This window comes from Rhodococcus sp. no. 34, from assembly GCF_054589475.1.
Map to the genome: position 1 here is coordinate 235,484 of NZ_BAAILK010000012.1, position 23,032 is coordinate 258,515.

A 23,032-nucleotide genomic window follows, 5' to 3' on the forward strand; every position below is an offset into this window, starting at 1 on the left:
AGATCGAAATGGAAAGCCAACTCCGTCCCCGCGAAATTCAGGCGCGCATTCGTTCCGGTGCCTCCGTAGAGCAGGTCGCCGAAGAAGCGAAGATCCCCATCAGCAAGGTCGAGCGCTTTGCGTACCCCGTTCTGCTCGAGCGCTCCCGCGCCGCGGAAATGGCGCAGGGCGGACACCCGGTGCGCGACAACGGTCCGACAGTTCCCACCCTCTCCGAAATCGTGACCCACGCATTCCGCGCCCGCGGCCACAGTATCGACGAGGCCACCTGGGATGCCTGGCGCGACGAGGACAATCAGTGGGTCGCCCAGCTGCAGTGGCAGGCCGGCCGCACCACCAACGCCGCGCACTGGCGCTACCAGCCCGACGCGCACGGCGGAACGATCGTCGCACTCGACGACGCGGCATTCGACTTGATCGATCCCGACTTCGGTCGCCCACTCCGCGGCCTGGTACCGGTGGTCTCGAACGAGCCGCAGCAGCTCGAACTGTCCCGATTCGACGTCGAGCCGGTGGCGGAGATCGAGCCCGAGCCCGCAGCAGTTTCCGAGCGGACAGCAGTTTCCGAGCGCACAGTAGTCCCCGAGCGGACGGTGGTGGCGGAACGGATCGTGGCGCCCGAACCGATTGCTGTCGAGCCGGAAACCGTCGTCACCGACGAGGTTCCCGAACCCGCACCGGATGTGACCCCGAAAACCGCTCCGCAGCAGACGCAGACCAAGGACAAGCGCGGACGGCCTGCTCTTCCCTCGTGGGACGACGTACTCCTCGGGGTCCGCAGCAGCGGTCGCTGACCCGAAGGAAAGTATTCTTCTTTCGAGCGAGGCTGAGGAGAGAGGGCTGCCGGTGGCTGCACGGGTATCGACGATCTGGTTTCTGGGCGGCGCAGACGCTCGCACCGAATTGAGCAGGTACCCACAGCCGGATCAGACCGAGGCCCTGAAAATCGCCATGTCGCTGTACCCGGACAAGGAGTTCGAGTCGCTCGGGCCTCAGCCGCTGTCGATGGCCGCGACGGTGAGCCCCGGCTACGTCTTCGTCGGCGCGTACGGCCGAGTGAGTGTCGTCTGCAGCTCCGAACTCAGCACCTTCGTCCCCTCGAAACTGCCTGATTCCTGGCACCTTTCGGCAGAGGGTGGCTCGACGCTGTTGATCAGCTCCGTCCCCGAAACCGCGCAGGGTTCGTTTGCACTGTGGGAGGACGGCGAGCTACGACGCTCGTTCAGTGCCATCCCGATCGACATCGTCGAAAATCTGGGGATCCCACAGACCTGGGAACTGGAATTCTGGGCCGGCAACCATCCCCTGCGTTACCCGCCCGGGATCCTGCCTGATCCGCAGTCGCTTCCGTTCCACCCGCAACAGTTCGCGGAGTCCGCCAACCTCGAGTGGCTGGGATTTCGATACACCGGCGCGCCGCGAGAACACGAACTCGACACAACGCGGATTCTCCTGTGGGGCTTCAAGATTCACCGACCCGGCGAGGCACCCAAACCTGCACCCCCAGCCCCCGCGCCGATGCCCGAGCAGGCGCCGACAGAGGTACCCATGCCCGAAAACATGCCGCCGATCCACGACGCACCGGTGGCCAAGCCGCGCGGCCGCCTCGCTCGGTACTTCGGCTTCAAGTAGCGCCGAGCAGCCTCACAGGTTCACGCGGCTATCGCTGCGATCCACCCGAGCGGTACGCCGACTACCGCGCCGTAGACCACCCATCGCCAGACGGGGACGGCTCGCCAGCGCCAGACGGTCGGCGCAAGTCCGCCTACCGCAATGACATTGACGACAACCGCCAGGAGCACGTTCACGTTGCCCAGCGCGACACAGAACGCCGCGACGGCACTGGTCGAGAGCATGGCTGCGAACACCGACACCGCGATTCCGGTGAACCAGGGCGTGCGGTCCTGAGTCACCGGCCGGTCCTGACACGTTCGTAGAAGGCCATCGCCGCTGCGGTCGCGACGTTGAGCGAGTCGGTGCCGGGCGCCATGGGTATCTTGGCACGAATATCGGTGGCCCGCATCGCATGTTCGGTCAAACCTGGCCCCTCGGCGCCCAGCAGTAGCGCTACCTTATCCCCGGTCATCGCTTCGGCCAAAGTGACCGCTTCCGGATTCGGAGTCAAGGAAATGAGCTGAAAACCGTTGCCACGCAGCTCATCCAAGTCGTGTGGCCACTTTGCCACATGCGCGAAGGGCACTCGCAGCACGTGCCCCATCGACACACGGACCGACCGCCGGTACAGCGGGTCGGCACAACCCTTCCCGAACAGAACTGCATCGACACCGAGCCCCGCCGCGTTGCGGAACATCGAGCCGAGATTCTCGTGATCGTTGACGCCTTCGAGGACCACGACGGTCTTCGCGTCCTTCAACACGTCCGAGACCGCGAGCGGTGCCGGGCGTGCTGCTGCAGCGAGGACGCCGCGGTTGAGGTGAAATCCGACGACCTCGGCCATCACTTCGGCGCTCGTACGGTAGAACGGCACGTCCACACCGTCGAGATCGTCAGCGAGCTCCAGGAGCCGTCGTTCGACGCCGAGGAGACTGATCGGCTCGAACCGCGAAGTCAGCAGTCGCTGAGTGACGAACACTCCCTCGGCGATGACCAGTCCCTTGCCCTCCGGCAGGTCGGGGCGCCGATCCGAAGAGTTGAGATCGCGAAAGTCATCCAGCCGGGGATCGGCGGGATCTGAGATGTCGATGACGTGAACCACGGGTCTATCGTGCCGTACGCACCGCGAGCCCCCCACCACTACTCCCGACCTAGCGCAACAGCGTGACAAAATGCGCGTCGAGCACCTGGCTGATCACCTCTGGATTGGTTCGCTCGGGATTGTCGACGCCGTGCGACGCGAGCCCGTCGGCGAGCGCATGCAATCTCATCGCCTCGATGTCGACCGAGGCACCCGGCCGTAGAAAACCAGCTCGATGCGCCGCTTCCACGAACGAACGAAAGTGCTCGAACAAGGTCCGGTCTGTCTCGTCACGCACCGCCGTCAACGCCGAATCGGTCTGGGCGGCCGCAGCAAAGGCCTCCCAAACCTGCATTTCTTCACGCCGATCTTGGTCGAGGGGAACGAACTGATCGGTGAACTGACGGATCGCGCGGCGGATGTCGGGATCGAAGTCGATGCCGGCAATCCTTTCCTCCACCCGGACGGTCACGAGCGTCATCGCGAACAGCAAGAGTTCGGACTGCGTCGCGAAGAAGTGCCGTAGCGACCCCGTCGACATCTTCGCCTCGTCCGCGACCGCCCGGACGCTGGCGCTCGCCACACCGTCTCGACGGATCACACGCCACACGGCCTCGGCGATCTCTTCACGCCGCTCATCCGGACTGCTACGTTTCACCACTTCACAAAACTAACACAGCTGTGCTAGTTTTCGATCACTAACACAGTCGTACTAGAAATGAGCTGATGTCATGATCGTCCACTTGATCATCGCGTGCGAAATCATGTTCTGGGTGTTCATCGCCGCAGGTCTCGCGGCCCGCTATCTACTGCGCCGCAAAACGCTGGGCGCCGCACTGCTCATCTGCGCGCCGCTGGTGGATGTCGTACTGCTCGTCGCCACAGCCCTCGATCTTCGTGGCGGTGGCGAGGCGAACTTCACCCATGGGCTTGCCGCGGCCTACATCGGATTCTCCGTCGCGTTCGGACACAGCCTCATCTCCTGGGCCGACGCCAGGTTCGCCTACCGATTCGCCGGCGGCCCGGCTCCCGTCGCACCACCCAAGTACGGGAGTGCGCGAGCACTGCGCGAATGGCGCGAGTTCGGCAAAGCCGCGATCGCCTGGGCCGTCGCGTGCGGACTTCTCGGCGCGGCCATCTTCCTCGTCGACGACCCCACCCGTACTGGAGCCCTCGACGGATGGATCAGCAAGCTGACAGTGGTACTCGCAATCTGGGGAGCAATCGCACTGAGCTACACGGTGTTTCCCAAGCGTGAGAAGGTCACGGCGCGCGGCTAGCCTCGACTGCCTGTTCGGTCGCGTCGCATACGATCACCGGACGCAGGACGAAAACCGGCAGCCTGCCACCGTCTTCCGGTCGCGCAAGACGAAGTTTCAGCCCTTCGCTGCGTAGCAGGTACACCCCGGCCACAGTGCCCGAGACGAGCGAGATCACTCCGCCCACGATCAAGGGCGCACGTGGGTCCACGGAGTCGGCGAGCCAACCCAGCAACGGGCTTCCCAGCGGTGTGCCACCGAGGAAACTGAGCATGTAGATACCCATCACCCGCCCGCGCATCTCGGAAGGCACCGACATCTGCAGGATGTTCATCGCGGACGTCGTGAACGTCAACGTCAGTGCGCCCGTGGGGATCAACATCAGCGCCACCAACGCGTAGGTAGGCATCAATCCCACCGCGACCTCGAACACACCGAAAGCCACGGCGGCACCGAGGAACGTCCGCAACCGCGGCGCTTCCTTCCGTCTTGCGGCGTACGCAGCGCCGGCAAGGGTGCCCACGGCGAGCGTCGTGGACAGCAATCCGTAACCGTCGGCCTCGAGGCCGAACGTGTTGCGCGCCATCACCGCCAGGCTGATCGCGAAGTTCAGGCCGAAGGTCGAGACCATGAAGACCGACACCATGATCACGCGAAGGTCCTTGCGGCCCCATACATATCGGAACCCGTCGCGCACCTGCCCCTTGGTGCGCGGGGCCGGTTCCGACGGGATCAACTCCTTCTTGTTCATCAGGTAGAGCGCGATGAGCACCCCACCGAATGTCGCGACGTTGAGCAGGAACACCCACCCTGTTCCGATCAGGTTGATCAGCACACCCGAGATGGCCGGACCGACGATGCGGGCCGTGTTGAACGTCATGGAGTTGAGCGCGATGGCGTTGGACAGGTGTTCCTTGCCCACCATTTCGATGGTGAACGATTGACGCACGGGTGCGTCGAGCGCCGAGACACAGCCGAGGGCAAAGGCAATCAGGAAGACATGCCACAACGCGACGAGCCCACCGACGTCCAACAGACCCAACACCAGCGCGCATACCGCACTCGCCCACTGCGTGAAGATCAGGATCCGACGCTTGTCGTACCGATCGGCCAGCACCCCACCCCACACCGACAAGAACAGCGTCGGGCCGAACTGCAAGGCCATGACGATGCCCACCGCCAGCGCGTTGCCGTCCGAGAGCGTCAGTACCAGCCAGTCCTGGGCGATGCGTTGCATCCACGTGCCGACCAGAGAAACGATCTGTCCGGAAGCCCAAAGGCGGTAGTTGCGGTTGTGGAGCGCGGCAAACATGCCGGAATCGGGGTCTCGGGGCACCCCACTATCTTGCCCCTCGAGTAATTCGTTTGGGCAACGACCTCTAGGTAGCGGAGCTACTCCGTCTTGTTGACCATCTCGGTGATGATCTCGACGGCACCGCGCAGCGTCGCGAGTTCTTCGCCACCCAGCCCGGCCAGCTGCTCGTTCATCCACGCCTCGCGCGCATGGGTTTCGTCCGCGAGCAACGCCTGCCCGGCGTCGGACAGATTCACGATGATCTGACGACCGTCCGTGGGATGCGGCGAGCGCTCGACCAGACCGAGCTCGGCGAGAGAAGCAACAACGCGCGTCATCGACGGCGGCTGCACTTTCTCACGTGCTGCGAGTACGCCAGGAGTCATCGGGCCGTACTGATCCAGGCTCGCCAAGGCGGACAGTTGCGTCAGCGATACCTGAGCGTCGACTCTGCGGCCGCGCAGATGCCTGGTGAGACGCACTACAGCCAGGGAAAGATCGCTGGCCAGCGCACGAGTTTCGGTGGTCACGCGTCAGACAATACGTCAAGAGCTGGCCGGTAGCTCACGTAATCGAATACCGGTCAACCCTGATTTCACGTAAGGGCGTCGGTAATGGGTCCGACAGTGAAGTAGGCCACAAAAAGTGCCGCCACGATCCAGAGCAACGGGTGGATCTTCTTGATACCACCGCTGGCAGCGTGCAGGACCACCCATGAAATGAAGCCGACGCCGATGCCGTTGGCGATCGAGTAGGTGAACGGCATGACGATCATGGTCAGGAACGCCGGGAGAGCAACCGAGAACTTGGTGAAATCGATGTCTCGGACCTGCCCGATCATCAGCGCACCGACGACGACGAGGGCAGGCGCAGCTGCCTCGATCGGCACGACGGAGTAGAGCGGCGTCAGGAACATCGCGACGAGGAAGAGCAGTCCGGTCACTACGTTTGCCAGGCCCGTGCGGGCGCCTTCGGCAATACCCGACGCGGATTCCACGAACACGGTGTTCGACGACGCCGAAGCGCCACCGCCGACGATCGCGCCCGCGCCTTCGACGACAAGCGCGCGACCGACGTTGGGGAGGTTTCCGTCCTTGTCGGTCAGGCCGGCTTCCTTACCGAGACCCGTCATCGTGCCCATGGCGTCGAAGAAGTTCGCGAGCACGAGGGTGAAGACAAGCAGGCTGGCGGCCAGAACACCGATGCGGGTGAATGCGCCGAAGATGCTGACGTCGCCGACCAGGCTCAGATCAGGCATACCACCGAGCATCTCCGGGATCGCGGGGATGCTGAGGTTCCAGCCCTTGGGGTTGGTTCCGAGCGAGGGTCCGACGTCGGCAACTGCCTCGATGATCGCGGCGAGGATCGTCGTGACGACGATGCCGATCAGCAGTCCACCACGAACCTTGCGCACGACCAGAACACCCATGAGCAGCACACCGAAGATGAACACCACGGTCGGCCACGAAGCGATCGAGCCGTTGATTCCGAGTCCGACGGGAACCGTCGTACCGGCGGCATCGGGGATACGGCGGACGAATCCGGCGTCGACCAGTCCGATGAAGGCGATGAACATGCCGATACCGGCCGCGATCGCGGACTTCAATGCCGAGGGAATCGCATTGAACACCGCAGTTCGGAAACCGGTGAGTGCCAACAGAACGATGATCACACCGTCGATGACCACCAGGCCCATCGCCTCGGGCCAGGTGACCTGAGGTGCGATTGTGACGGCGAGCAGGCTGTTGATGCCGAGACCCGCGGCGATGGCAAACGGATAGTTGGCAACGACACCGAAGACGATGCTCATCAGGCCCGCAACCAGAGCGGTGACCGCAGCCACCTGGTTGACCGGAAGGATGTTGCCGAGAACGTCGGTCTTCGCTGCAGCGTCGTCAGCCGAGAAACTGCCGAGGATCAGGGGGTTGAGGACCACGATGTAGGCCATCGCCACGAAGGTGACGACACCGCCGCGAATCTCGGTCGAGATCGTCGACCCTCGTTCGCTGATCTTGAAATAGGTGTCGAGGATCTTGCCGGGTGCCGCCATGTTTGTTCTTTCCCCATCGCTGTAGGTCGCCGTGTGCCGGCGCACATGAAGCCGGTCGCACTAGGGAGAGTAGGCCACCGGGGTACGGGTAGCGTTAATTTTGTGACGGAGACTCGCAACACAACAGGCCTGATCGGCAAATTGTCCGCACCCGCGCCGGCACTGATCATCGGCACCGCGTTGTGGGTGATCGCCACGATCGTGGTCGCGATGAGCGGCGATCGTTGGTCGGGTGCACTCCCGATCTGTTACGCGGGTATCGGAGTCGGCTTCCTCGGCTTCGCTCTGTTCTCCATTCAACGACGCGCAGCTGTGCGCGGTGACAAGGGCGCACAACAGGGCGCCGGTCTGGTCGACTGAGCAGGTCGATTCACCCTTTCAGTATGGTAAGCCTACCCTGCACTCTCGTGTCGGTCTTAGCTTGTCAATGCTGAAAGGAACCACGTAGCCGTGAAGATCTCCCACCGAAATCGTTGGAAAAGCCGAGGACGTTGGACGAGACTGACATCCGTTGCTGTGGTCGCCCTGGTCGGCACAGCACTCGTCTCCTGCAGTTCGAACGACGACGCAGCAAGTAGTTCGTCGAGTTCCGGTGGTGGCGCCTTCCCCGTCACGATCGATCACGCTTTCGGCAGCACCACGATCGATTCCGAACCACAACGGATCGTCACCGTCGGTTACAACGACGAGCAGGCTCTGTTGGCTCTGGGCATCAAGCCCGTCGGAATGGTCAACCAGTACCCGGGCGAACCGGACGTCAACCGCACGTGGCCATGGGTCACCGGCCCTTGGGGCGGAACCGAACCGACCGTCGTCGGCAGCAATCCCGAAACCACGATCAGCGTCGAAAAGATCGCTGCGCTCGAGCCCGACCTGATCCTCGCGCTCTACTCGAGCATCGACAAAGACCTGTACAGCACACTTTCCGCGATCGCCCCGACCGTCGCGAAGGATCCGGCCTACGGCGACTACGCAACTCCGTGGCAGATCACGACGAAGACCGCAGCGAAGGCAGTGGGTCGCGAAGCCGACGGCGAGAAGTTGGTCGCCGATATCGACAAGCAGTTCGCCGACGCCAGAAGCGCTCACCCGGAATTTGCAGACCAGACCGCGGTGATCATCAGCGTCGACGCGACCCCGGAGTTCTACGCCTTCTCCTCCGAGGACGCCCGCGGACGGGTTCTCGGCAGTCTCGGATTCAAACCTGCTCCCGCGGTCGAGGCCTTGATGAACGGTGAGTTCTACGCGCCGATCTCCACCGAACGACTGGATCTTCTCGACGTGGACCGTCTCGTTGTCATCGGCAATCCCGATGCCGCACAGGCGGTCCGAAACAACACTGGCTTCCAGCAACTCGACGTGGTCAAGGACAATCGCGTCGTCTACGTCAACGACGATCAGGCTCCGCAGGTCGGTGCGGCCTTGACCGCGAGCTCGGCACTGAGCTTGCCGTGGGCCACGAGCCGACTACTCGCCGAACTCACGAAGTAACCAGCGCCCGGCGCTTTCTGATCTGCGCAGTTCCCCAGATCCACACTCCGGCCCACACCATCCCGAACGCCCAGCCTGCCAGCACATCGGTCATCCAATGGGCAGCCAGGTAGACGCGGGAGAATCCGACAGCGATCGTGTACAGGCCGAGGCTCGCGAGCATTGCCATCTTCGCGAGCCTCGGCAAAGCAAGCCGAAGAATCACGGCGGCAACCGAAGTCGCGAGTATCGCGCTCATCATCGCGTGGCCCGACGGGAACGAATACGAATCGATTTCGATCAATCTCTCCGGAACGGGTGGGCGGGTTCGCGTGAAGATGCGCTTCAATCCGCTCATCACGAGCAGACCGGTCAACATCGATCCGGCGATCAGCAGAGCTTCGGTACGCAGTCCCCGAACCAGAAGCACGATCGTGAGCAGCGTCGCGATCAGCCACGACGCGAGGGTTCCGCCGCTGTCGGTGATGACGTCGACGACGTCCACGAGCCACGCCGTCCGCTGACTCACTGCACTGTCGAGTACCCACTGATCAAAAGACATCTGCCCTCACATCCCTTGCGGCAGAGTCCACGTGCGCATCACGTGATGAACGCCGTCCGAGTCCACCCACCACGGCACGGTCACTGTCGCCTCCACCGCTCCCGTCAGTTCCACCGACAGTTCGTGATGGATCACTACCTCGCCGCCGGGAACCTCACGGCCGAGGGCTGCGAAGCCGAGAACTGCCTGCGATTCGTTCGCCCAAGTCGTGACGACGCCGGTGCTGCTCACTCGTCCGTGAACGGATGCAGACGCCGTCGCGACGTCGAGCAGATCTGCCAGTGCGTCGGCCGTCTCGAAGCTGCCGAGCACCACTCGTTGTGCAGGCAGTGCCGCTCCCAGCCACGGTCGGTCGAGAACAAGGGCGTCGCCGGGATCGACCAGATCGCCGGAAAGGCCTCGCACGAACGGCGGCAGGTGCAGTTCCTCCAGGTCGAGAACCCGTCGCTGCGCTGCCTCCCCCAGTAGTCGGTGCGTCCGCGCGACGACGGCGGAGGCCGGCATCCGTAGTGGGTCCGCAAGCCGATCGAGCAGCAGCTGAGCCAGTTCCGGATCGTCGACGGTATCCGATGCCAGTAATCCGGAGAAGAATCCGGCGTCGGGGTGTTCGGCAGCATCGAGCAATCCCTCGAAGGTGCGATCGCCCGGAGCGCGCAGCAAGCCCAGCACCTCACCGCCGAGTTCGGCATTCGAACGCAACCACCACGCCGTGTATCCACGACGGTCGGTGAGCAGCGCCCGTGTCGCCGGCGACTCGACCAGCAGCGACAGCGCCTGCGGCCAGCGGTCTTCGTCCACGAGATCGAGATCGCGCACGGCTTCGATGTATTCGGGGTCCTCGTCGAGGGTGTCCCACCATGCGTCTTCGGCGTCGAGATCGTGATCGGGGCCGGACGGCAATTCCTCACGGACCACTGTGAAGCCCCACCCGACACCGACTACCCGTAGCGCCTGCTCCCCCACCCGCTGAACAAAATCAGCGTCGACGATGCCGAAGGGAGAATCCTCGACCAGGACGCTTGCAAGGGGAGCTCCCGGAAGCAGAAGTTGGTCGGCGGACCGCAATTCGCCTTCCGAATCAGGAAGCAGCACTTCACCGATCCACGACGGCAGCGCCCCTGGCGCCACGTGGGCCGCCAATCCGAGCACCACTTGCGCCAACTCCGTCGCTACCGAATCATCTTGGTCCGCAGCATCTTCGATCAATGCGCGCAGCGCCGGATCGGACAGCAGGTCGGTGGCACTCGCGGTCTGCGCTCCCAATCGAGACAGCAACGGGTGAACCGCGACGGGATGAACCAACCTCGTCCACTGCACCGACGGCGCGTCTTCACCCAGTTCGACGCCGACGACGACGGTCCGCGGCCCGGTCACCGTCCGTCCGTCGGAGAGCGGAACCGGCAGTGTTCCAAGCTCTTCCACCGCAAGAGTGTCGATCACCAGAGGCTCGAGAGCGGAATAGAGGCGATTCCACCACTTGGGTTCACGTTCCGAACCGCTGAGCAGTTCCGCGATGCGCGCGAGCCCGATGCGGTGTGTCGACACCGCCGCAAGTGCTCGCTCGTGCTTGGGGCCGGAGAGCTCGGGGACAACCAGGCCACCGATGATGTCGGTGAGCAACTCGGCAAGGTCATCACTGAGCCCGGGCACCACGGATGCTCGCTGCGGCGCGCGGTCGGGCTCACCGACCACCGGAAGCCACTCGTTTTCCTGCAGCTCCTTCAGAAGCGCTTCGCGCAGAAGCGAATCCGTTTCACTGCGGGCAAAGGCAGGGATCGGAACGAGTGCCGTTCGCTGCCGAGGAGGTAGTGCAGCAAGGAACTTCGCGTACCCCTCGGCAAGCGGAGCGATCGGTGCAGCGGGCATGATGCGTCGCCGATCGGGTTGCATTGCAATGTCGGCAATGATGATCGCGGGGATCGACAGCTCCTCGTCGGATCGCGTCGGCGCCCGCAGGACGTCGTCTGCGACCGGCTCGACGACCCCGTCGCGGACGGGCACCAACCATCGTGCGTTCGGCGCGGTGTACTGCCACCACGTGCGATCACCGATAGCGATCTCGAAGAGGCCGGAATCCAGCACCCGTTCGGATCGCCGAAAAGTCTTCTCACCCAGACGAATTGATCCGAGAGCTGGGAGTTCGAGGAGCAGGTCGACAGCCTCACGTGCCATCTGCGAAAGCAGCGCTGCGGCATCGACGTCCGGCCGAAGCGTCAGCACCACTTCCGAATCGGCACCGTCGCTCGGCAATTCGCCAGAGGGCCACACCAAACGAAGTACGGGGACACCGGTTTCCGGCACGGGGAGTTCGCGAGACTCGATCTCGCGCAGAGTGTGCGAGGCGGAGAATCGAATCGATCCCGTCGACGAGCGCAGTTCCACCTCGTCACTGACCGAGAGAACTGCCGAGAATCCGACGCCGAACCGTCCCGTCACACCTTCGTCGGCGTCGACCTTGTTCGACGCGCGCAGCGCGGTCAGCGCATGTACACCGGATTCGTCCAGTGGACGGCCCGTGTTCGCCACCGTCAGCGTCCGACCGTCCACATCCACCCACAAAGAGCCCTCGACGCCCTCGCGTGCAGCTGCATCGGCAGCGTTCTGCGCCAGTTCAGTGAGCAGACGGTCGCGGTACCCGGCCTTTGCGAGGTCGGATTCCGCAGCCGCGTCTTCACGCAATCGCGTCGGAGATTCCGACCACGCGCGCAGCGTCGCCTCGCGGAGTGCGTCCGTACCGAACGGATCTTCTACTCGGTGGATACCGAATCCTCAACTGCAACAGCGCTCGACGGGCGAGCGGGCACCGCAATCAGCTCGACGGCTCCGTCGTCGAATGCGTCGAACTGCGGCGAGCCCGCACCGAGCGGCAGGCTGGTGTCCGAGTGCGCGCCACAACCGTAGGACACGCTGACCACACGGCCGTCTGCGGAGAGTTCGTTTCCGCACACACCGAACGCTGCGTGCAGCGAACCGGCGAGTGGAAGGAAGAATCCACACAGTCCACACGTCGACGGCGCTGCCTTCGCCATCTCCGACTCCGGGCCGAAGTCACCGTCGAACCAACGCTGCGCGGCATCGAGTCGGCCCTCGAGGCTCATGACCTGTTTGCGGCCGAGCCCGATTTCGAGAGCTACCTCGTCGACTTCCGGGTCACCGGTGGCGACGTAGCCGGGAACGAGGCGAGGATCCTCGGCCGGCGGGGCGAGTAGGTCACCGACGGACAGGTCGCCGGGACGAATCCGCTGATCCCATGGCAGCCATTCCGGCGCAACCAACGCGTCGGGACCCGGCAGCAGCGCCAACTCACTGACAGTTGCGCGGGTGTCCTCCGGTCCGGCAGCGACGACAACCGCCCACTGCCAACCGCGGTATCCCGGAATGTCTGCTGCAAATCGATGGGTGGCGGCAAATTCGTCCTCCGACGTCACGCCGAGGTATGCCCCCACACCGCCTTCATGCAGGTCGACGACTGCCTTTCGGGCAAGCTCGACCGCATCGGCCAGTACTGGGCGCGGCACTGCACGCTCTGGAGAAGTAGCAACACTCACTCCTCCAGTTTGCCGCACCACCGCAAGTCCGCAACGCACTGGGCTGCCATGCTGGGCAGATGAGTAGGTCACACGCCAATTCCGTGCGCACTTTTGCAGTGGTCGCCGTGATCGCGTCGGCCTTGGCGGGGTGCTCCGATTCCCCCGGCGCTCCCGACAACCTCACGTCCGAAACCGGCTCCGTCGAGATCGTTCGAGTGTCCGCGCACGATCCCGACGCGTTCACGCAGGGCCTCGAGATCGACGGAAACCGGTTGTACGAAAGCACCGGACGCGTCGGGCAGTCCTGGGTGCGCTCGAGCGAGATCTCCGACGAGCAGTCCCCCGCTTCGGGACCGGAAGTTGCGCGTGCCGATCTCGACCCGCCGTTGTTCGGTGAGGGCATCACGGTCGCCGGAGACACACTGTGGCAACTCACCTGGAAAGACGGCGTCGCCATCGCCCGTGACAAGGACACCTTGACCGAACGTGGGCGGTTCCCACTCGACACCGAGGGATGGGGAATCTGCTCGCTCGGGGATCGGCTGGTCTCCAGCGACGGTTCGGCCACGTTGACCTTTCGCGATCCCGAAACCTTTGCGCCGATCTCGACAGTCGACGTCACCAGATCTTCGGAGTCCGTCGGCAAGCTGAACGAATTGGAATGCGCCGAAGACGGCTCCGTCTACGCCAATGTCTGGACCACCGACACCGTCGTCCGAATCGACCCGTCGGACGGCACCGTCACGAACGTGTACGACGCATCGGCGCTACGCGAAGAACTCGTCACGGATGGATCGACCAGCACCGTCGACGTTCTCAACGGCATCGCGCAGATTCCCGGTACCGATCGATTCCTGCTCACCGGCAAGTATTGGCCGCAGATGTTCGAAGTCCGTTTTGTTAACTGAGTCCGACATGACACAGGACTCGCAGGGGTGTGCGTGGTAGCCGCGCCGACACTAGGACAGAATTGAGTGGTGACCGGACCGCGCGAACCCTACGACCCCGAAACTCGGCGAATCCACGACGAGCCGGAGGGGCAACAGGTGCACCCCGGTTACGACAATTACCCACCCGCGGCCCGCCCGGACAACTACCCGCCTTCGGCTCGCCCCGCTGCGCGTCGCACGCCTTTGCCGCCGCTGCACCCGATCCCCGAATCACGGGGAGACTCGGATTCCGCGTCCGGTTCGAAGGCACCGGGTGCGGACGCCCCCAAGGCTCCCCCGATGCCTCGCAAGCTCACCGTCACCCGCGTCGCAGCGATGCGCAGCCGCGAACTGACGAACAAGGGCATCGCGACCTTCCAGCGCGCAGCGAAGGCCGACGGCGCGGACAAGTCCGGTCTGACCGCTCTCACCTACGCGGTGATGACGAACAACGCCACCGACGCCGCGATCTCCGTCGCTCTGGCCAACACGCTGTTCTTCTCGGCGGCGACGGGTGAGGACAAGACCAAGGTCGCGCTCTATCTCCTGATCACGATCGCACCGTTCGCGGTCATCGCACCGCTCATCGGTCCGATGCTCGACCGGTTGCAGCGCGGCCGCCGCATCGCACTCGCGTCGTCGTTCGGAATCCGGACGCTCCTCGCGGTGATCCTGGTCTTCAACTTCGACAGTTGGATCCTCTATCCGGCCGCGCTCGGCATGATGGTGCTCAGTAAATCGTTCTCGGTACTCAAGAGTGCGGTGACACCACGCGTCCTACCACCGGAAATAGACCTGGTGCGCGTCAATTCGCGTCTGACGGTCTTCGGGTTGATCGGTGGAACGATCGGGGCCGGCGCCGTCGCGGGTGCGCTCGCGCTCGCTTTCGGTTCCACCGGAGCCTTGTGGTTCGCCGTCGCCGTCACCGTGTTCGGCGCATATCTGAGCATGCGAATCCCGTCGTGGGTCGAAGTCACCGAGGGTGAGGTTCCCGCGACAATCACCTACCACCCGGACGAAGCGCATCACGCCGGCAGCGCCCCACCGCAGCCGGATGCCAAACCTGCCAAGGTCCGTCAGCCTCTCGGACGCGCCGTGATCATCGGACTCTGGGGCAACGGCACCATTCGCGTGCTCACCGGCTTCCTGACGCTCTACATCGCGTTCGTCGCCAAATCACGCACCGATCACGAGCCGCTCCAGCAGGCCATGATGCTCGGCCTGGTCGGCGCAGCAGCCGGTCTGGGTAACTTCGCCGGAAATGCCACGGGTGCGCGCCTCAAGCTCGGCCGGCCTGCCTTGATCGTGCTCCGGTGTACTGCGTCGGTGTGGATCATCGCGGTGATCGCAGCTCTGACGGACAACCTCATGACGGCCGCGCTTGCCACGCTCATCGCATCGGCCGCCAGCGCGCTCGCCAAGGTCTCACTCGACGCGTCACTCCAGCACGACCTGCCCGAGGAATCGATCGCGTCCGGATTCGGTAGATCCGAGACGGTTCTGCAGCTGAGCTGGGTACTCGGCGGCGCATTGGGGGTTCTGCTTCCGACCGAATACTGGATCGGGTTCACTGTTGTATCGGTGTTCCTGACGATCGGGCTTCTGCAGACCTTCCTGAGCTACCGAGGAAGCAGCCTCCTGCCCGGCCTCGGCGGGAAGCGACCCGATCTGGCCGAACAAGAAGTGACCGAAGTGATTTACACCGGTAAATCCAACCGAGGACAAGGAAGTACTCCGCAGTGATGATGCGCTCGAGAACAAAGAAGATCGTGGCAGCGATCAGTGTCCTGATGGTGGTGGCACTGGTTGCTTACGTCTCCGTTCTTTTCGTGATCATCAAGAACATCAACGACGACCCCGACAAGCTGCCGGTCATCACTGCATACGCACACGGCAAGACGATCGAGACGAACCCTGCCGGTTTCTGCACCATCGATCTGTCCCAGTGCGCCCAGGTGGGCGACATCTACGCACTCGACGTTCCCGCGGGCTACCCGCTGCAGCTGTCGTTGTCGACGGACGTCTCGGATGCGCAGTGGGCACTGCTCGCCGTCTACGAGGATGCCGACGGCAACCAGACCGGTGAGCCCCGAGTCTTCGAGCCCGGCGAGGCCCTGGCAGTGACGGTCGAGTCTTCGAGCGATCCCGTCAAGCAACTCGTCGGCGTCGAAATCCACCTCGCCGTCGGTGAGGGAAGCGAACAGGGACTGCTGATCTGGTCGATCAAGACCGCTTGATCCCCGGAACGTCGAAAATGCCCTGCACACCGATTGGTGTGCAGGGCATTTTGTTTCGAAGCCGTGTATGGCAGCTCGTATCGAGCGATCAGGTGTCGAGCTCGCGAGCGACGGCCCGGACGACCTCGGAGATCCGCTGAGCGGTCTTGCGGTCCGGGTACTTGCCGTTGCGCAGATCCGGCTGGACCTTCGCCTCGAGCAACGTGATCATGTCCTCGACCATGCCGTGCAACTGATCAGGGGTGTGCTTACGCTCGACGGGCTCACGACGCGTCGCCGTCGCGCCGCGCAACGACGGCGCCGGCTCGAGTACCTTCAGGCTCAGTGCCTGCGGACCGCGGCGGCCCGCAGCCATTCCGAACTCGACGCGCTGGCCGGCCTTCAAGCCTTCGACGCCCTCGGGGAGAGCGGAAGCACGGACGTAGACGTCCTCGCCCTCTTCCTGCGACAGAAAGCCGAAACCCTTTTCGACGTCGTACCACTTCACCTTGCCGGTCGGCACCGCGTTCACCTGCTCATCACTCGACTGGGGCGTCTGCCCCAATGTGCTCGGGAGGCTCTCGGAAGAGCCTCATGGCCTTGCTCGCATCGCTTCCGGTGGAAGAATGCAAAAGAACGCGCCCCACACTTGCTTCAGCGGGGCGCGCAGTCTGTTAACAGTCTACCTGTGACGAACCCGGGTCGGCACCCAGGTTTACAGGCACTATCCTCGTAGGTGTGGACCCTCAACCGAACCCGCGCACTTCCGGCACCGGAAACGGTCTGTTCCGTACGGCGATGGCACTGTTCGTCGTCGGATTCCTGGCGATCGTGGCCATCTTCGCAGTCCATATCTTCAGCGACACCCCACCCGGCCTGGCGTTGTACCTGGTAGCACTCGCGTGCCCGATCGGCTTCCTTCTGGCCATCGTCTACACGCTCAGATCCGGTCGACGCGTGCGCTGATCACTCCCGCCTCCAACCGAAAGGTCACTGACCATGAGAATCCTCCTGAACGTGATCTGGCTGGTCTTCGGCGGCTTCTGGCTGGCGTTGGGTTACTTCGCCGCAGGCATCATCTGCTGCATCCTCATCATCACGATTCCCTTCGGAATCGCGGCATTCCGCATCGGCATCTACGCACTGTGGCCGTTCGGTAAGACCGTCGTCGACAAGCCGACCGCTGGTGTCGGTTCGATGATCGGCAATGTCATCTGGGTGATCATCGCCGGTATCTGGTTGGCGATCGGACACATCGTCACCGCCGTCGCGATGGCGATCACGATCATCGGAATTCCGCTCGCGGTCGCGAACCTGAAGATGATTCCGATCTCGCTGATGCCGCTCGGCAAGGAGATCGTCGACGTGGACCGGGTGAATTACGCATAGTCGTGGACCGCGTCGATTACGCATAGCGGGCCCGTGGACCGAAGAACCCGACCACAGCAGTTGCTGTGGTCGGGTTCTCTGGTATCAGGTCGTATCAGCGGCCGAGGCTACCGAGTCCGGGGAGGTTACCGAGCGAACCGGTTCCCGTTCCCGGGTTGCCCGGATCGACGGGGCCGACCGGCCCCTCGGAGACCACGATGGTCACGCTCGAAGCACGCGAAAGCACGCTCTTCGCAGTGATCTCGACGGTGACGCTGCCGACAGCGGTGGGGGTACCCGAGATGGTGCCGTCCTGTGCGAGGGACAGTCCGCCGGGCAGAGTGCCACTGGTGAGTGCAAACGTTGCGCGCGCATCGGCGGCAGTGAGCTTCTGCGAATACGCCTTACCTACCTGAGCGGCAGGCAATTCGACGGTGGCGGGTAGCGGGTACGCAGCAACGACTGTCACCTTGCCCCCGTTGGTCGTCGACGCGATGGCGCCGGTCGAGGTGTCGAGCGCGAGGTTTTTGACCTTCTCCAGTGCCGGAACCTTGGTATCGGTCAGAGCGGTGGTGGCGCGGGTCGTCAGATCGACCGACCACAGGTGTCCGTTCATGACGTCCGCGACATATGCAATGCCTGCCGCAGCGTCGACGACCACGCCGTTGGGAATCGCGGTCGGAGACAGCGTGGTCTTCGACAGAACCGCGCCGGCCGGGGTGATCGCCCACAGGTTGGTTGCCCGGGTGTCGGTCATGTAGATGTTGCCGGTGTTCGTGTCGACATCGACGTCGACCGGGTAGAGGTTGTCGGCACGCACGATCGACTTGAGTGCTCCGCCCTTGCGTACGTCCGCCTGCCACAGCGTGCGGCCATAATTCTCGTCGAAGAAGTTGGTGTCCGCGATGTAGAGGAAGCCGCGGACACTGTCGAAGGCGAGCTTGGTCGGCGTTGCCGACTTGTCGACCAGAATGCTCGACACGGCGTCGGCGGCGTTGGGGTCGACGACTCGGATGTTGCCGGACTTGTAGTCCGAGAAGTACGCGCGGTGTGTTGTGGGATCGACGACGACATCGTTGATCTGCGGACGCGAGCCGTCGGGGTTCTTCTCGCTCAGCGTGACCGTCTTTTCGACCTTGCCGGTCTTCGTGTCGACAATCGAGATCGCGCCGCCGTAGGAGGAGGACACGTATGCGCGTCCGAGGCCCGAGTCGACGGCAAGTGCCGACGGGTAACCGACGACGCCGTCGATGGTGCCGACAGACTTGCCGGTGTTCGTGTCGACGACGGACAACGAGCTGGTCGGTCCGCCGTACTGCGTGATGTATCCGCGGTGGGTTGCCGAGTCGACGACGATGTCGCCGGGCTGGGTTGCGGTATAGCTTCCGACAACACCGTGTGTCGGATCCTCGGGTGAGGCGTGTGCAGCGGGAGCAGTGACGGCCAGGCCGACAGCAGCAGCGGCGACGGCGAGTGACGCGGTGACCGCACGCCGACGGTATTGCAGTTTCATGAGGGGTGCCCTACTTCTTTGGAAGACTCTGCGAAACCTGCCCAATCGAGGCAAGTCAGGCAAACCTAACCTAAGTTTCAATCTCGATGTTGAGACACGGGCCACACCCTGGGCGCGGATCGACACACCTCTCAATCGCCCGAAATTCTATTTCCACATAACGTGTGACCTTGCTCACATTACGGATGGATAACGGAACGGACACAACCGGACATTCACTCAGTCACCCCCACCTACCTGGGAAGAGTCTCCTGCGCTTTGTGTGACGCGTTGTACGTCCTTCGCCACGCCGCGTTATCAAATGGTGACACGAGCGACTCGAGCCGTTACCGTCGTTTTCGGCCGGGAAACTCGGCCACCTCCGGCCCGCCGCGCCAAGCCTTGTCCCGCGGGTACCGGACTTCCGACAGAGCATTCCAGGGACGAGGACGGGGGACCCAAAGTCCTCTGTGAGAACAGAAAAGTTCTCCAGTGGACACCGGTTCGATCGCAAGACCGAATCTTGGGGTGAAGCCAGACCCTTTCCAGCCAGGAAAGGCGAGGCCGGGCGACCTCTCAGCCCGAACCCGACAGCTGACCTCGCAGGCGCGTGTGGAGAGGATTTCGACCATCATGAGCGGACGCCATCGCAAGCCCACCACCACCGGCCGCACTGTCGCCAAGGTCGCCGTCACCGGCGCCATCATGGGCGTAGCAGGAATTGCAGCCACCGGAACCGCAAACGCTGCCCCCGACTCCGACTGGGATCGTCTCGCCCAGTGTGAGGCCGGCGGAAACTGGGCCATCAACACGGGCAACGGTTACCAGGGCGGACTGCAGTTCTCCCCCAGCACGTGGAACGCACACGGCGGCGGACAGTACGCAGCCACCGCAAACCAGGCCACTCGCGAGCAGCAGATCGTTGTTGCCGAGCGTGTTCTCGCAAACCAGGGTTGGGGCGCATGGCCGTCCTGCTCCTCCAGCCTCGGGCTGAGCAGCGGCGCCACCGAGCGTTCCGCTCCGGCCACCACGGCTCCTCAGGCAGCTCCGGCTCCGGCGCAGCAGGTCGCACAGACCGTTGCACACCCGGTCGCCGACGCCATCGATCAGGCAATCGCATTCGCCGAGGCCAACGGCATCCCGGTCGACCCGCAGATCCTCGCAGTCGCCGACACCGCGAAGTCGTTCCTCAAGTAACACCGGCAAGACTGTCCGCTCGGACGCTCGAACATCAAGAAGGCCCGCACCGATTCGGTGCGGGCCTTCTTCGTGTCGAGTTGTTATCGGTTGATGACGGTGTGCGGGTGTACGTAAGGAAGTGACTCCACCGGAACCGGAAAGGTGGTGTCCTCGCCGAAGGGTGAAAGTCCACCTGCGCGGGTCGATGACAATTCGGTCACTGCGTGATCTCCGTCTGCAGTTTCCGGCCATCCTGGATCTACATAGTGTTGCTTCGAATTGTTGGCCACGAAGTCATTTTGACAGGACGCCGTTACGCCGTACAGACCAGGTCTCTAATCTGATACCTGATGACCGAAACACGTGGCACCCCGGCGGGCAGTTCCGCAGCCGAAAGTCTGACCGATTGGCTCTCGGCGCGCAGTGACGCCGAGTTGACGGAGTTGCTGCGTCTGCGCCCCGATCTGGCCGTACCGCCGCCGAGCACGATGGTGGTTCTCAGCGGTCGGGCACAGCAACGCGCGTCGGTCAGCCGAGCCGCAGACGAACTCGACACCCTCGATTTCGGTCTTCTCGAATTGTTGGCGCTGGGCGGCGCCGAGGAAACTCCGATGACGCGGGCGGAGCTCAACAGTGCGATCGCCGAACGAGCGCTGACCGGCAAGGGCAAGGTCACCAAGAAGGCCGTCGACAAGTCTCTGTCGAAGATGCGCGCGTCCGCCCTCATCTGGGGTGTCGATCCCATCAGCGTCGTCCCGGCAGTCATCGGGATGATTCCGTGGCGTGTGGGGCGCGCCCTCGAACCTGCCGAGGCGATGACCGAGACCGAGATCTCGGCTGCGCTCAACGCTCTGGACACCCGCGAGCGGGATCTCCTCGAGACACTCGCCAACTCCAGCCCGATCGGTCGCACCCGCGACGCTGCCCCCGGAACGCCGCCTGAGCGCCCGGTTCAACGACTGCTGGCGGTTGGCCTGCTGCGGTGGCTCGACGAGCAGACCGTCGAGCTTCCGGCGACGGTTCGTCAGGTCATCCGCGGCGAGCCGGTTTTCGATCCGACGACGCTGACCTCACCTGTCATCGGGGGCGACAAACTCAAGCCGGCGGACGTGAACGCCGCAGCAGCCGGCGAGGCGCTCGAGTTGGTGCGCCAATGCGAGAACGTGATCGCTGTTCTGGGCGCAGCGCCGGCCCCCGCACTGCGAGCCGGTGGGCTCGGTGTTCGAGAACTACGACGCGTGGCCAAGACGGCCGATCTCGACGAAGCGCGCGTGAGCCTACTTGTCGAGTTGCTCTCGGCAGCCGGACTCATCGCCAGTGGAACACCAGACCCGGCGCCGGTCTCGGACAACGCGGACGAATACTGGACGCCCACGCTTGCGGTCGACGGCTGGCTGAACGCATCCACAGCGCGACGGTGGGAGGTGCTGGCGTCCGCCTGGGTCGACGTACCGCGAGTTCCGTGGATGATCGGGCTGAGGGATTCCACCGACAAGCCCATCGCGGCGTTGTCCGAGGAAGGCCGGGCCCCGGCGGCTCCGCGCGATCGCCAGGCCATTCTGGGGCTGCTCTCCGAACTCGACAGTGGCCAGACTGCATCGGCCGTCGAGGTAAGTCGACTACTGGCGTGGCGACGCCCGCGATGGAGCGGGCGCCTGCGGACGTTCGCGATCGAGCGGACTCTGGACGAGGCCGCTGCTCTCGGGCTGGTGGCCCGCGGCGCGTTGTCGTCACCTGGACGAGCCTTGCTGCACGGCGGGGACGCCGAAGCCGAAATGCAGTCCGCGCTACCCGAGCCCATCGACTACATCCTGGTCCAGGCGGATCTGACTCTGGTTGCGCCCGGCCCGCTGGTACCGGACCTGCTCGAGCAGGTGAGCCTGGTCGCAGACATCGAGTCGGCCGGATCGGCGTCCATGTACCGCATCAGCGAGGACAGCGTGCGTCGTGCGCTCGACGCCGGTCTGACGGCCACCGAACTGCATGCGATGTTCACTTCGAAATCGAAGACTCCTGTCCCCCAATCACTTTCGTATCTGATCGACGATGTCGCCCGTCGACACGGACGACTGCGTGCCGGAGTGGCGGCGTCGTTCATTCGATGTGAGGACGCGTCACTGCTGGCGGAGGTCCTCGCATCCGCAGTGGCCGAGCCGTTGGCACTGCGCGCCTTGGCTCCCACCGTCGCGATTTCGCAGGCCCCTCTCCGCGAAGTCCTGACCGAGCTGCGAGCCGCCGGATTCGCGCCGGCAGGTGAGGACTCCTCGGGCACGTTGGTCGATCTCCGCCCACGCGGGGCACGTGTACCCAACCGTCGCAGCCGACCGGCGTCGAGGATGCCGGCGAGCCCGTCGGCGGATCAGCTGGCGTCGTTGGTCCGCACGATGCGGGCCGGAGACCGTGCTTCCGCCCCCGGCCGCGGCGGAGTGCGAACGGACGGTTCGCGGGAGAACAACGCCGCCACCATCGCCTTGCTGGCCACGGCGGCCCGAGACAATTCGAGCGTCAACATCGGCTACGTCGACGCCCAGGGGGTCGCGACGCATCGCATCGTCGACCCCGTCAGCGTTGGCGGCGGACAGCTGGACGCCTTCGACCCCGCGAGCGGCGCGGTTCGCCGTTTCACGTTGCACCGAATTACTTCCGTCAGCCCCGTCGACTCCGGAAAAAAGTAGCAAAAAAGAAGTAACTGGCTTTTTTCTGTAAATGAAGTATGGTCGAGGTCAGTTTGTGATTGCCACTTCGAAAAATGAGGAGCGACAATGGCTGACAAAGCGCCGGGTAAGAACATGAAGAAACCCGCCCAGTCGATCAAGGAACGCCGCGCGGAGAAGCGGGCGAAAACTGCGGAGTCTTCGGAGTTCATCCGTAAGCGGAAGCGGAGCTGACAGCAAAGTCCAGAGAAGACGAGCTGATTGCGAAGCTGACCAATGCCTGCCTCCACCGACACCCTCGTGCACCTGCACGAAACGTTCAACCTGTTCAAGT

Annotated in this window: 25 protein-coding genes and 1 riboswitch; of the genes, 13 read left to right on the forward strand and 12 right to left on the reverse strand. The window is 63.8% G+C overall.

The window, feature by feature from the left end:
• Both sepH and ACYP01_RS01955 read left to right on the forward strand, forming a co-directional pair.
• Positions 1–794, forward strand: a 794-nt coding sequence (sepH, locus tag ACYP01_RS01950) for a septation protein SepH (RefSeq protein ID WP_459678414.1), incomplete at its 5' end; no start/stop codon positions are given.
• Between the two features lie 52 nt (positions 795–846).
• A complete protein-coding gene (locus ACYP01_RS01955) occupies positions 847–1,632 on the forward strand; it encodes a DUF6928 family protein (RefSeq protein WP_459678416.1) in 786 nt (261 codons plus the stop codon).
• 20 nt (positions 1,633–1,652) lie between these two features.
• Here the strand turns inward: ACYP01_RS01955 and ACYP01_RS01960 are convergent, their stop codons facing one another.
• Genes ACYP01_RS01960 through ACYP01_RS01970 form a run of 3 tightly spaced genes read right to left on the reverse strand, consistent with a single transcriptional unit; the run spans position 1,653 to position 3,356 of the window.
• Complete coding sequence (locus tag ACYP01_RS01960) at positions 1,653–1,913, reverse strand: DUF2537 domain-containing protein (RefSeq protein WP_003940569.1); 261 nt, start codon at positions 1,911–1,913, stop codon at positions 1,653–1,655.
• Positions 1,910–2,716, reverse strand: coding sequence for a TrmH family RNA methyltransferase (locus ACYP01_RS01965; RefSeq protein WP_459678419.1), 807 nt, complete (start codon positions 2,714–2,716; stop codon positions 1,910–1,912). Before ACYP01_RS01965 ends, ACYP01_RS01960 begins: the two co-directional genes overlap by 4 nt.
• Positions 2,717–2,765: 49 nt before the next feature.
• Positions 2,766–3,356 (reverse strand): TetR/AcrR family transcriptional regulator, encoded by a 591-nt coding sequence (locus tag ACYP01_RS01970; protein ID WP_037128521.1) that lies wholly within the window; start codon positions 3,354–3,356, stop codon positions 2,766–2,768.
• Positions 3,357–3,426: 70 nt separating this feature from the next.
• On the opposite strand from ACYP01_RS01970, the gene ACYP01_RS01975 reads away from it, so the two are divergent.
• Entirely contained in the window at positions 3,427–3,975 is a 549-nt protein-coding gene (locus tag ACYP01_RS01975) for a hypothetical protein (protein ID WP_003940103.1), read from the forward strand.
• On the opposite strand, the gene ACYP01_RS01980 is transcribed toward ACYP01_RS01975, so the two are convergent.
• The 3 genes from ACYP01_RS01980 to ACYP01_RS01990 form a co-directional block, all read right to left on the reverse strand.
• On the reverse strand, positions 3,959–5,266 hold the full coding sequence (locus ACYP01_RS01980; protein ID WP_007733487.1) for an MFS transporter: 1,308 nt from the start codon (positions 5,264–5,266) through the stop codon (positions 3,959–3,961). The two genes, ACYP01_RS01975 and ACYP01_RS01980, sit on opposite strands and share 17 nt — an antisense overlap.
• Before the next feature lie 80 nt (positions 5,267–5,346).
• The gene (locus tag ACYP01_RS01985; protein WP_003939901.1) at positions 5,347–5,778 is read right to left on the reverse strand and encodes a MarR family winged helix-turn-helix transcriptional regulator; all 432 of its coding nucleotides are present in this window, start codon (positions 5,776–5,778) and stop codon (positions 5,347–5,349) included.
• Positions 5,779–5,843: 65 nt separating this feature from the next.
• Positions 5,844–7,298 carry an NCS2 family permease gene (locus ACYP01_RS01990; RefSeq protein WP_003940242.1) on the reverse strand — a complete coding sequence of 485 codons (1,455 nt, stop codon included), beginning with the start codon at positions 7,296–7,298 and terminating at the stop codon, positions 5,844–5,846.
• Between the two features lie 102 nt (positions 7,299–7,400).
• Between ACYP01_RS01990 and ACYP01_RS01995 the strand changes: the two genes are divergently transcribed.
• Both ACYP01_RS01995 and ACYP01_RS02000 read left to right on the forward strand, forming a co-directional pair.
• The gene (locus ACYP01_RS01995; RefSeq protein WP_459678423.1) at positions 7,401–7,658 is read left to right on the forward strand and encodes a DUF2530 domain-containing protein; all 258 of its coding nucleotides are present in this window, start codon (positions 7,401–7,403) and stop codon (positions 7,656–7,658) included.
• 90 nt (positions 7,659–7,748) lie between these two features.
• Positions 7,749–8,789, forward strand: coding sequence for an iron-siderophore ABC transporter substrate-binding protein (locus tag ACYP01_RS02000; protein ID WP_387388831.1), 1,041 nt, complete (start codon positions 7,749–7,751; stop codon positions 8,787–8,789).
• Here ACYP01_RS02000 and ACYP01_RS02005 read toward each other — a convergent pair.
• The 3 genes from ACYP01_RS02005 to ACYP01_RS02015 all read right to left on the reverse strand — a co-directional run bounded on the left by ACYP01_RS02005 (position 8,779) and on the right by ACYP01_RS02015 (position 12,899).
• Positions 8,779–9,330, reverse strand: coding sequence for a phosphatase PAP2 family protein (locus tag ACYP01_RS02005; RefSeq protein ID WP_459678425.1), 552 nt, complete (start codon positions 9,328–9,330; stop codon positions 8,779–8,781). The two genes, ACYP01_RS02000 and ACYP01_RS02005, sit on opposite strands and share 11 nt — an antisense overlap.
• Before the next feature lie 6 nt (positions 9,331–9,336).
• Positions 9,337–12,009, reverse strand: coding sequence for a sacsin N-terminal ATP-binding-like domain-containing protein (locus ACYP01_RS02010; RefSeq protein ID WP_459678427.1), 2,673 nt, complete (start codon positions 12,007–12,009; stop codon positions 9,337–9,339).
• A gap of 68 nt (positions 12,010–12,077) precedes the next feature.
• Positions 12,078–12,899 carry a DUF3027 domain-containing protein gene (locus tag ACYP01_RS02015; protein ID WP_459678789.1) on the reverse strand — a complete coding sequence of 274 codons (822 nt, stop codon included), beginning with the start codon at positions 12,897–12,899 and terminating at the stop codon, positions 12,078–12,080.
• Positions 12,900–12,937: 38 nt separating this feature from the next.
• Here ACYP01_RS02015 and ACYP01_RS02020 point away from each other — a divergent pair, with 38 nt between their 5' ends.
• The 3 genes from ACYP01_RS02020 (at position 12,938) to ACYP01_RS02030 (ending at position 16,026) form a co-directional block, all read left to right on the forward strand.
• Positions 12,938–13,768 (forward strand): glutaminyl-peptide cyclotransferase, encoded by an 831-nt coding sequence (locus ACYP01_RS02020; RefSeq protein WP_153211771.1) that lies wholly within the window; start codon positions 12,938–12,940, stop codon positions 13,766–13,768.
• 69 nt (positions 13,769–13,837) lie between these two features.
• Positions 13,838–15,532, forward strand: coding sequence for an MFS transporter (locus ACYP01_RS02025; RefSeq protein ID WP_459678430.1), 1,695 nt, complete (start codon positions 13,838–13,840; stop codon positions 15,530–15,532).
• A complete protein-coding gene (locus ACYP01_RS02030) occupies positions 15,532–16,026 on the forward strand; it encodes a DUF2771 domain-containing protein (protein WP_207624414.1) in 495 nt (164 codons plus the stop codon). Before ACYP01_RS02025 ends, ACYP01_RS02030 begins: the two co-directional genes overlap by 1 nt.
• Before the next feature lie 88 nt (positions 16,027–16,114).
• Here the strand turns inward: ACYP01_RS02030 and ACYP01_RS02035 are convergent, their stop codons facing one another.
• Complete coding sequence (locus ACYP01_RS02035; protein WP_007733502.1) at positions 16,115–16,528, reverse strand: cold-shock protein; 414 nt, start codon at positions 16,526–16,528, stop codon at positions 16,115–16,117.
• Positions 16,529–16,743: 215 nt separating this feature from the next.
• Between ACYP01_RS02035 and ACYP01_RS02040 the strand changes: the two genes are divergently transcribed.
• Together ACYP01_RS02040 and ACYP01_RS02045 are read left to right on the forward strand one after the other, a co-directional pair.
• Positions 16,744–16,971: a hypothetical protein gene (locus ACYP01_RS02040; protein WP_322001659.1), complete on the forward strand. Its 228-nt coding sequence runs from the start codon at positions 16,744–16,746 to the stop codon at positions 16,969–16,971.
• Positions 16,972–17,004: 33 nt separating this feature from the next.
• Positions 17,005–17,394, forward strand: a complete 390-nt coding sequence (locus ACYP01_RS02045) for a YccF domain-containing protein (protein ID WP_003939919.1) — start codon at positions 17,005–17,007, stop codon at positions 17,392–17,394.
• Positions 17,395–17,488: 94 nt separating this feature from the next.
• On the opposite strand, the gene ACYP01_RS02050 is transcribed toward ACYP01_RS02045, so the two are convergent.
• Positions 17,489–18,886: a YncE family protein gene (locus ACYP01_RS02050; protein ID WP_003940064.1), complete on the reverse strand. Its 1,398-nt coding sequence runs from the start codon at positions 18,884–18,886 to the stop codon at positions 17,489–17,491.
• A 394-nt stretch (positions 18,887–19,280) separates the two neighbouring features.
• Positions 19,281–19,490: riboswitch (cyclic di-AMP (ydaO/yuaA leader) on the forward strand.
• Positions 19,491–19,498: 8 nt separating this feature from the next.
• Here ACYP01_RS02050 and ACYP01_RS02055 point away from each other — a divergent pair.
• Positions 19,499–20,062, forward strand: a complete 564-nt coding sequence (locus ACYP01_RS02055) for a transglycosylase family protein (RefSeq protein ID WP_003939675.1) — start codon at positions 19,499–19,501, stop codon at positions 20,060–20,062.
• Positions 20,063–20,145: 83 nt separating this feature from the next.
• Here ACYP01_RS02055 and ACYP01_RS02060 read toward each other — a convergent pair whose 3' ends face one another.
• Complete coding sequence (locus tag ACYP01_RS02060; RefSeq protein ID WP_019744939.1) at positions 20,146–20,334, reverse strand: hypothetical protein; 189 nt, start codon at positions 20,332–20,334, stop codon at positions 20,146–20,148.
• A gap of 60 nt (positions 20,335–20,394) precedes the next feature.
• Between ACYP01_RS02060 and ACYP01_RS02065 the strand changes: the two genes are divergently transcribed.
• Both ACYP01_RS02065 and ACYP01_RS02070 read left to right on the forward strand, forming a co-directional pair.
• Positions 20,395–22,719: a helicase-associated domain-containing protein gene (locus ACYP01_RS02065; protein ID WP_459678436.1), complete on the forward strand. Its 2,325-nt coding sequence runs from the start codon at positions 20,395–20,397 to the stop codon at positions 22,717–22,719.
• An 87-nt stretch (positions 22,720–22,806) separates the two neighbouring features.
• On the forward strand, positions 22,807–22,932 hold the full coding sequence (locus ACYP01_RS02070; RefSeq protein WP_007733507.1) for a hypothetical protein: 126 nt from the start codon (positions 22,807–22,809) through the stop codon (positions 22,930–22,932).
• Positions 22,933–23,032 lie beyond the last annotated feature (100 nt).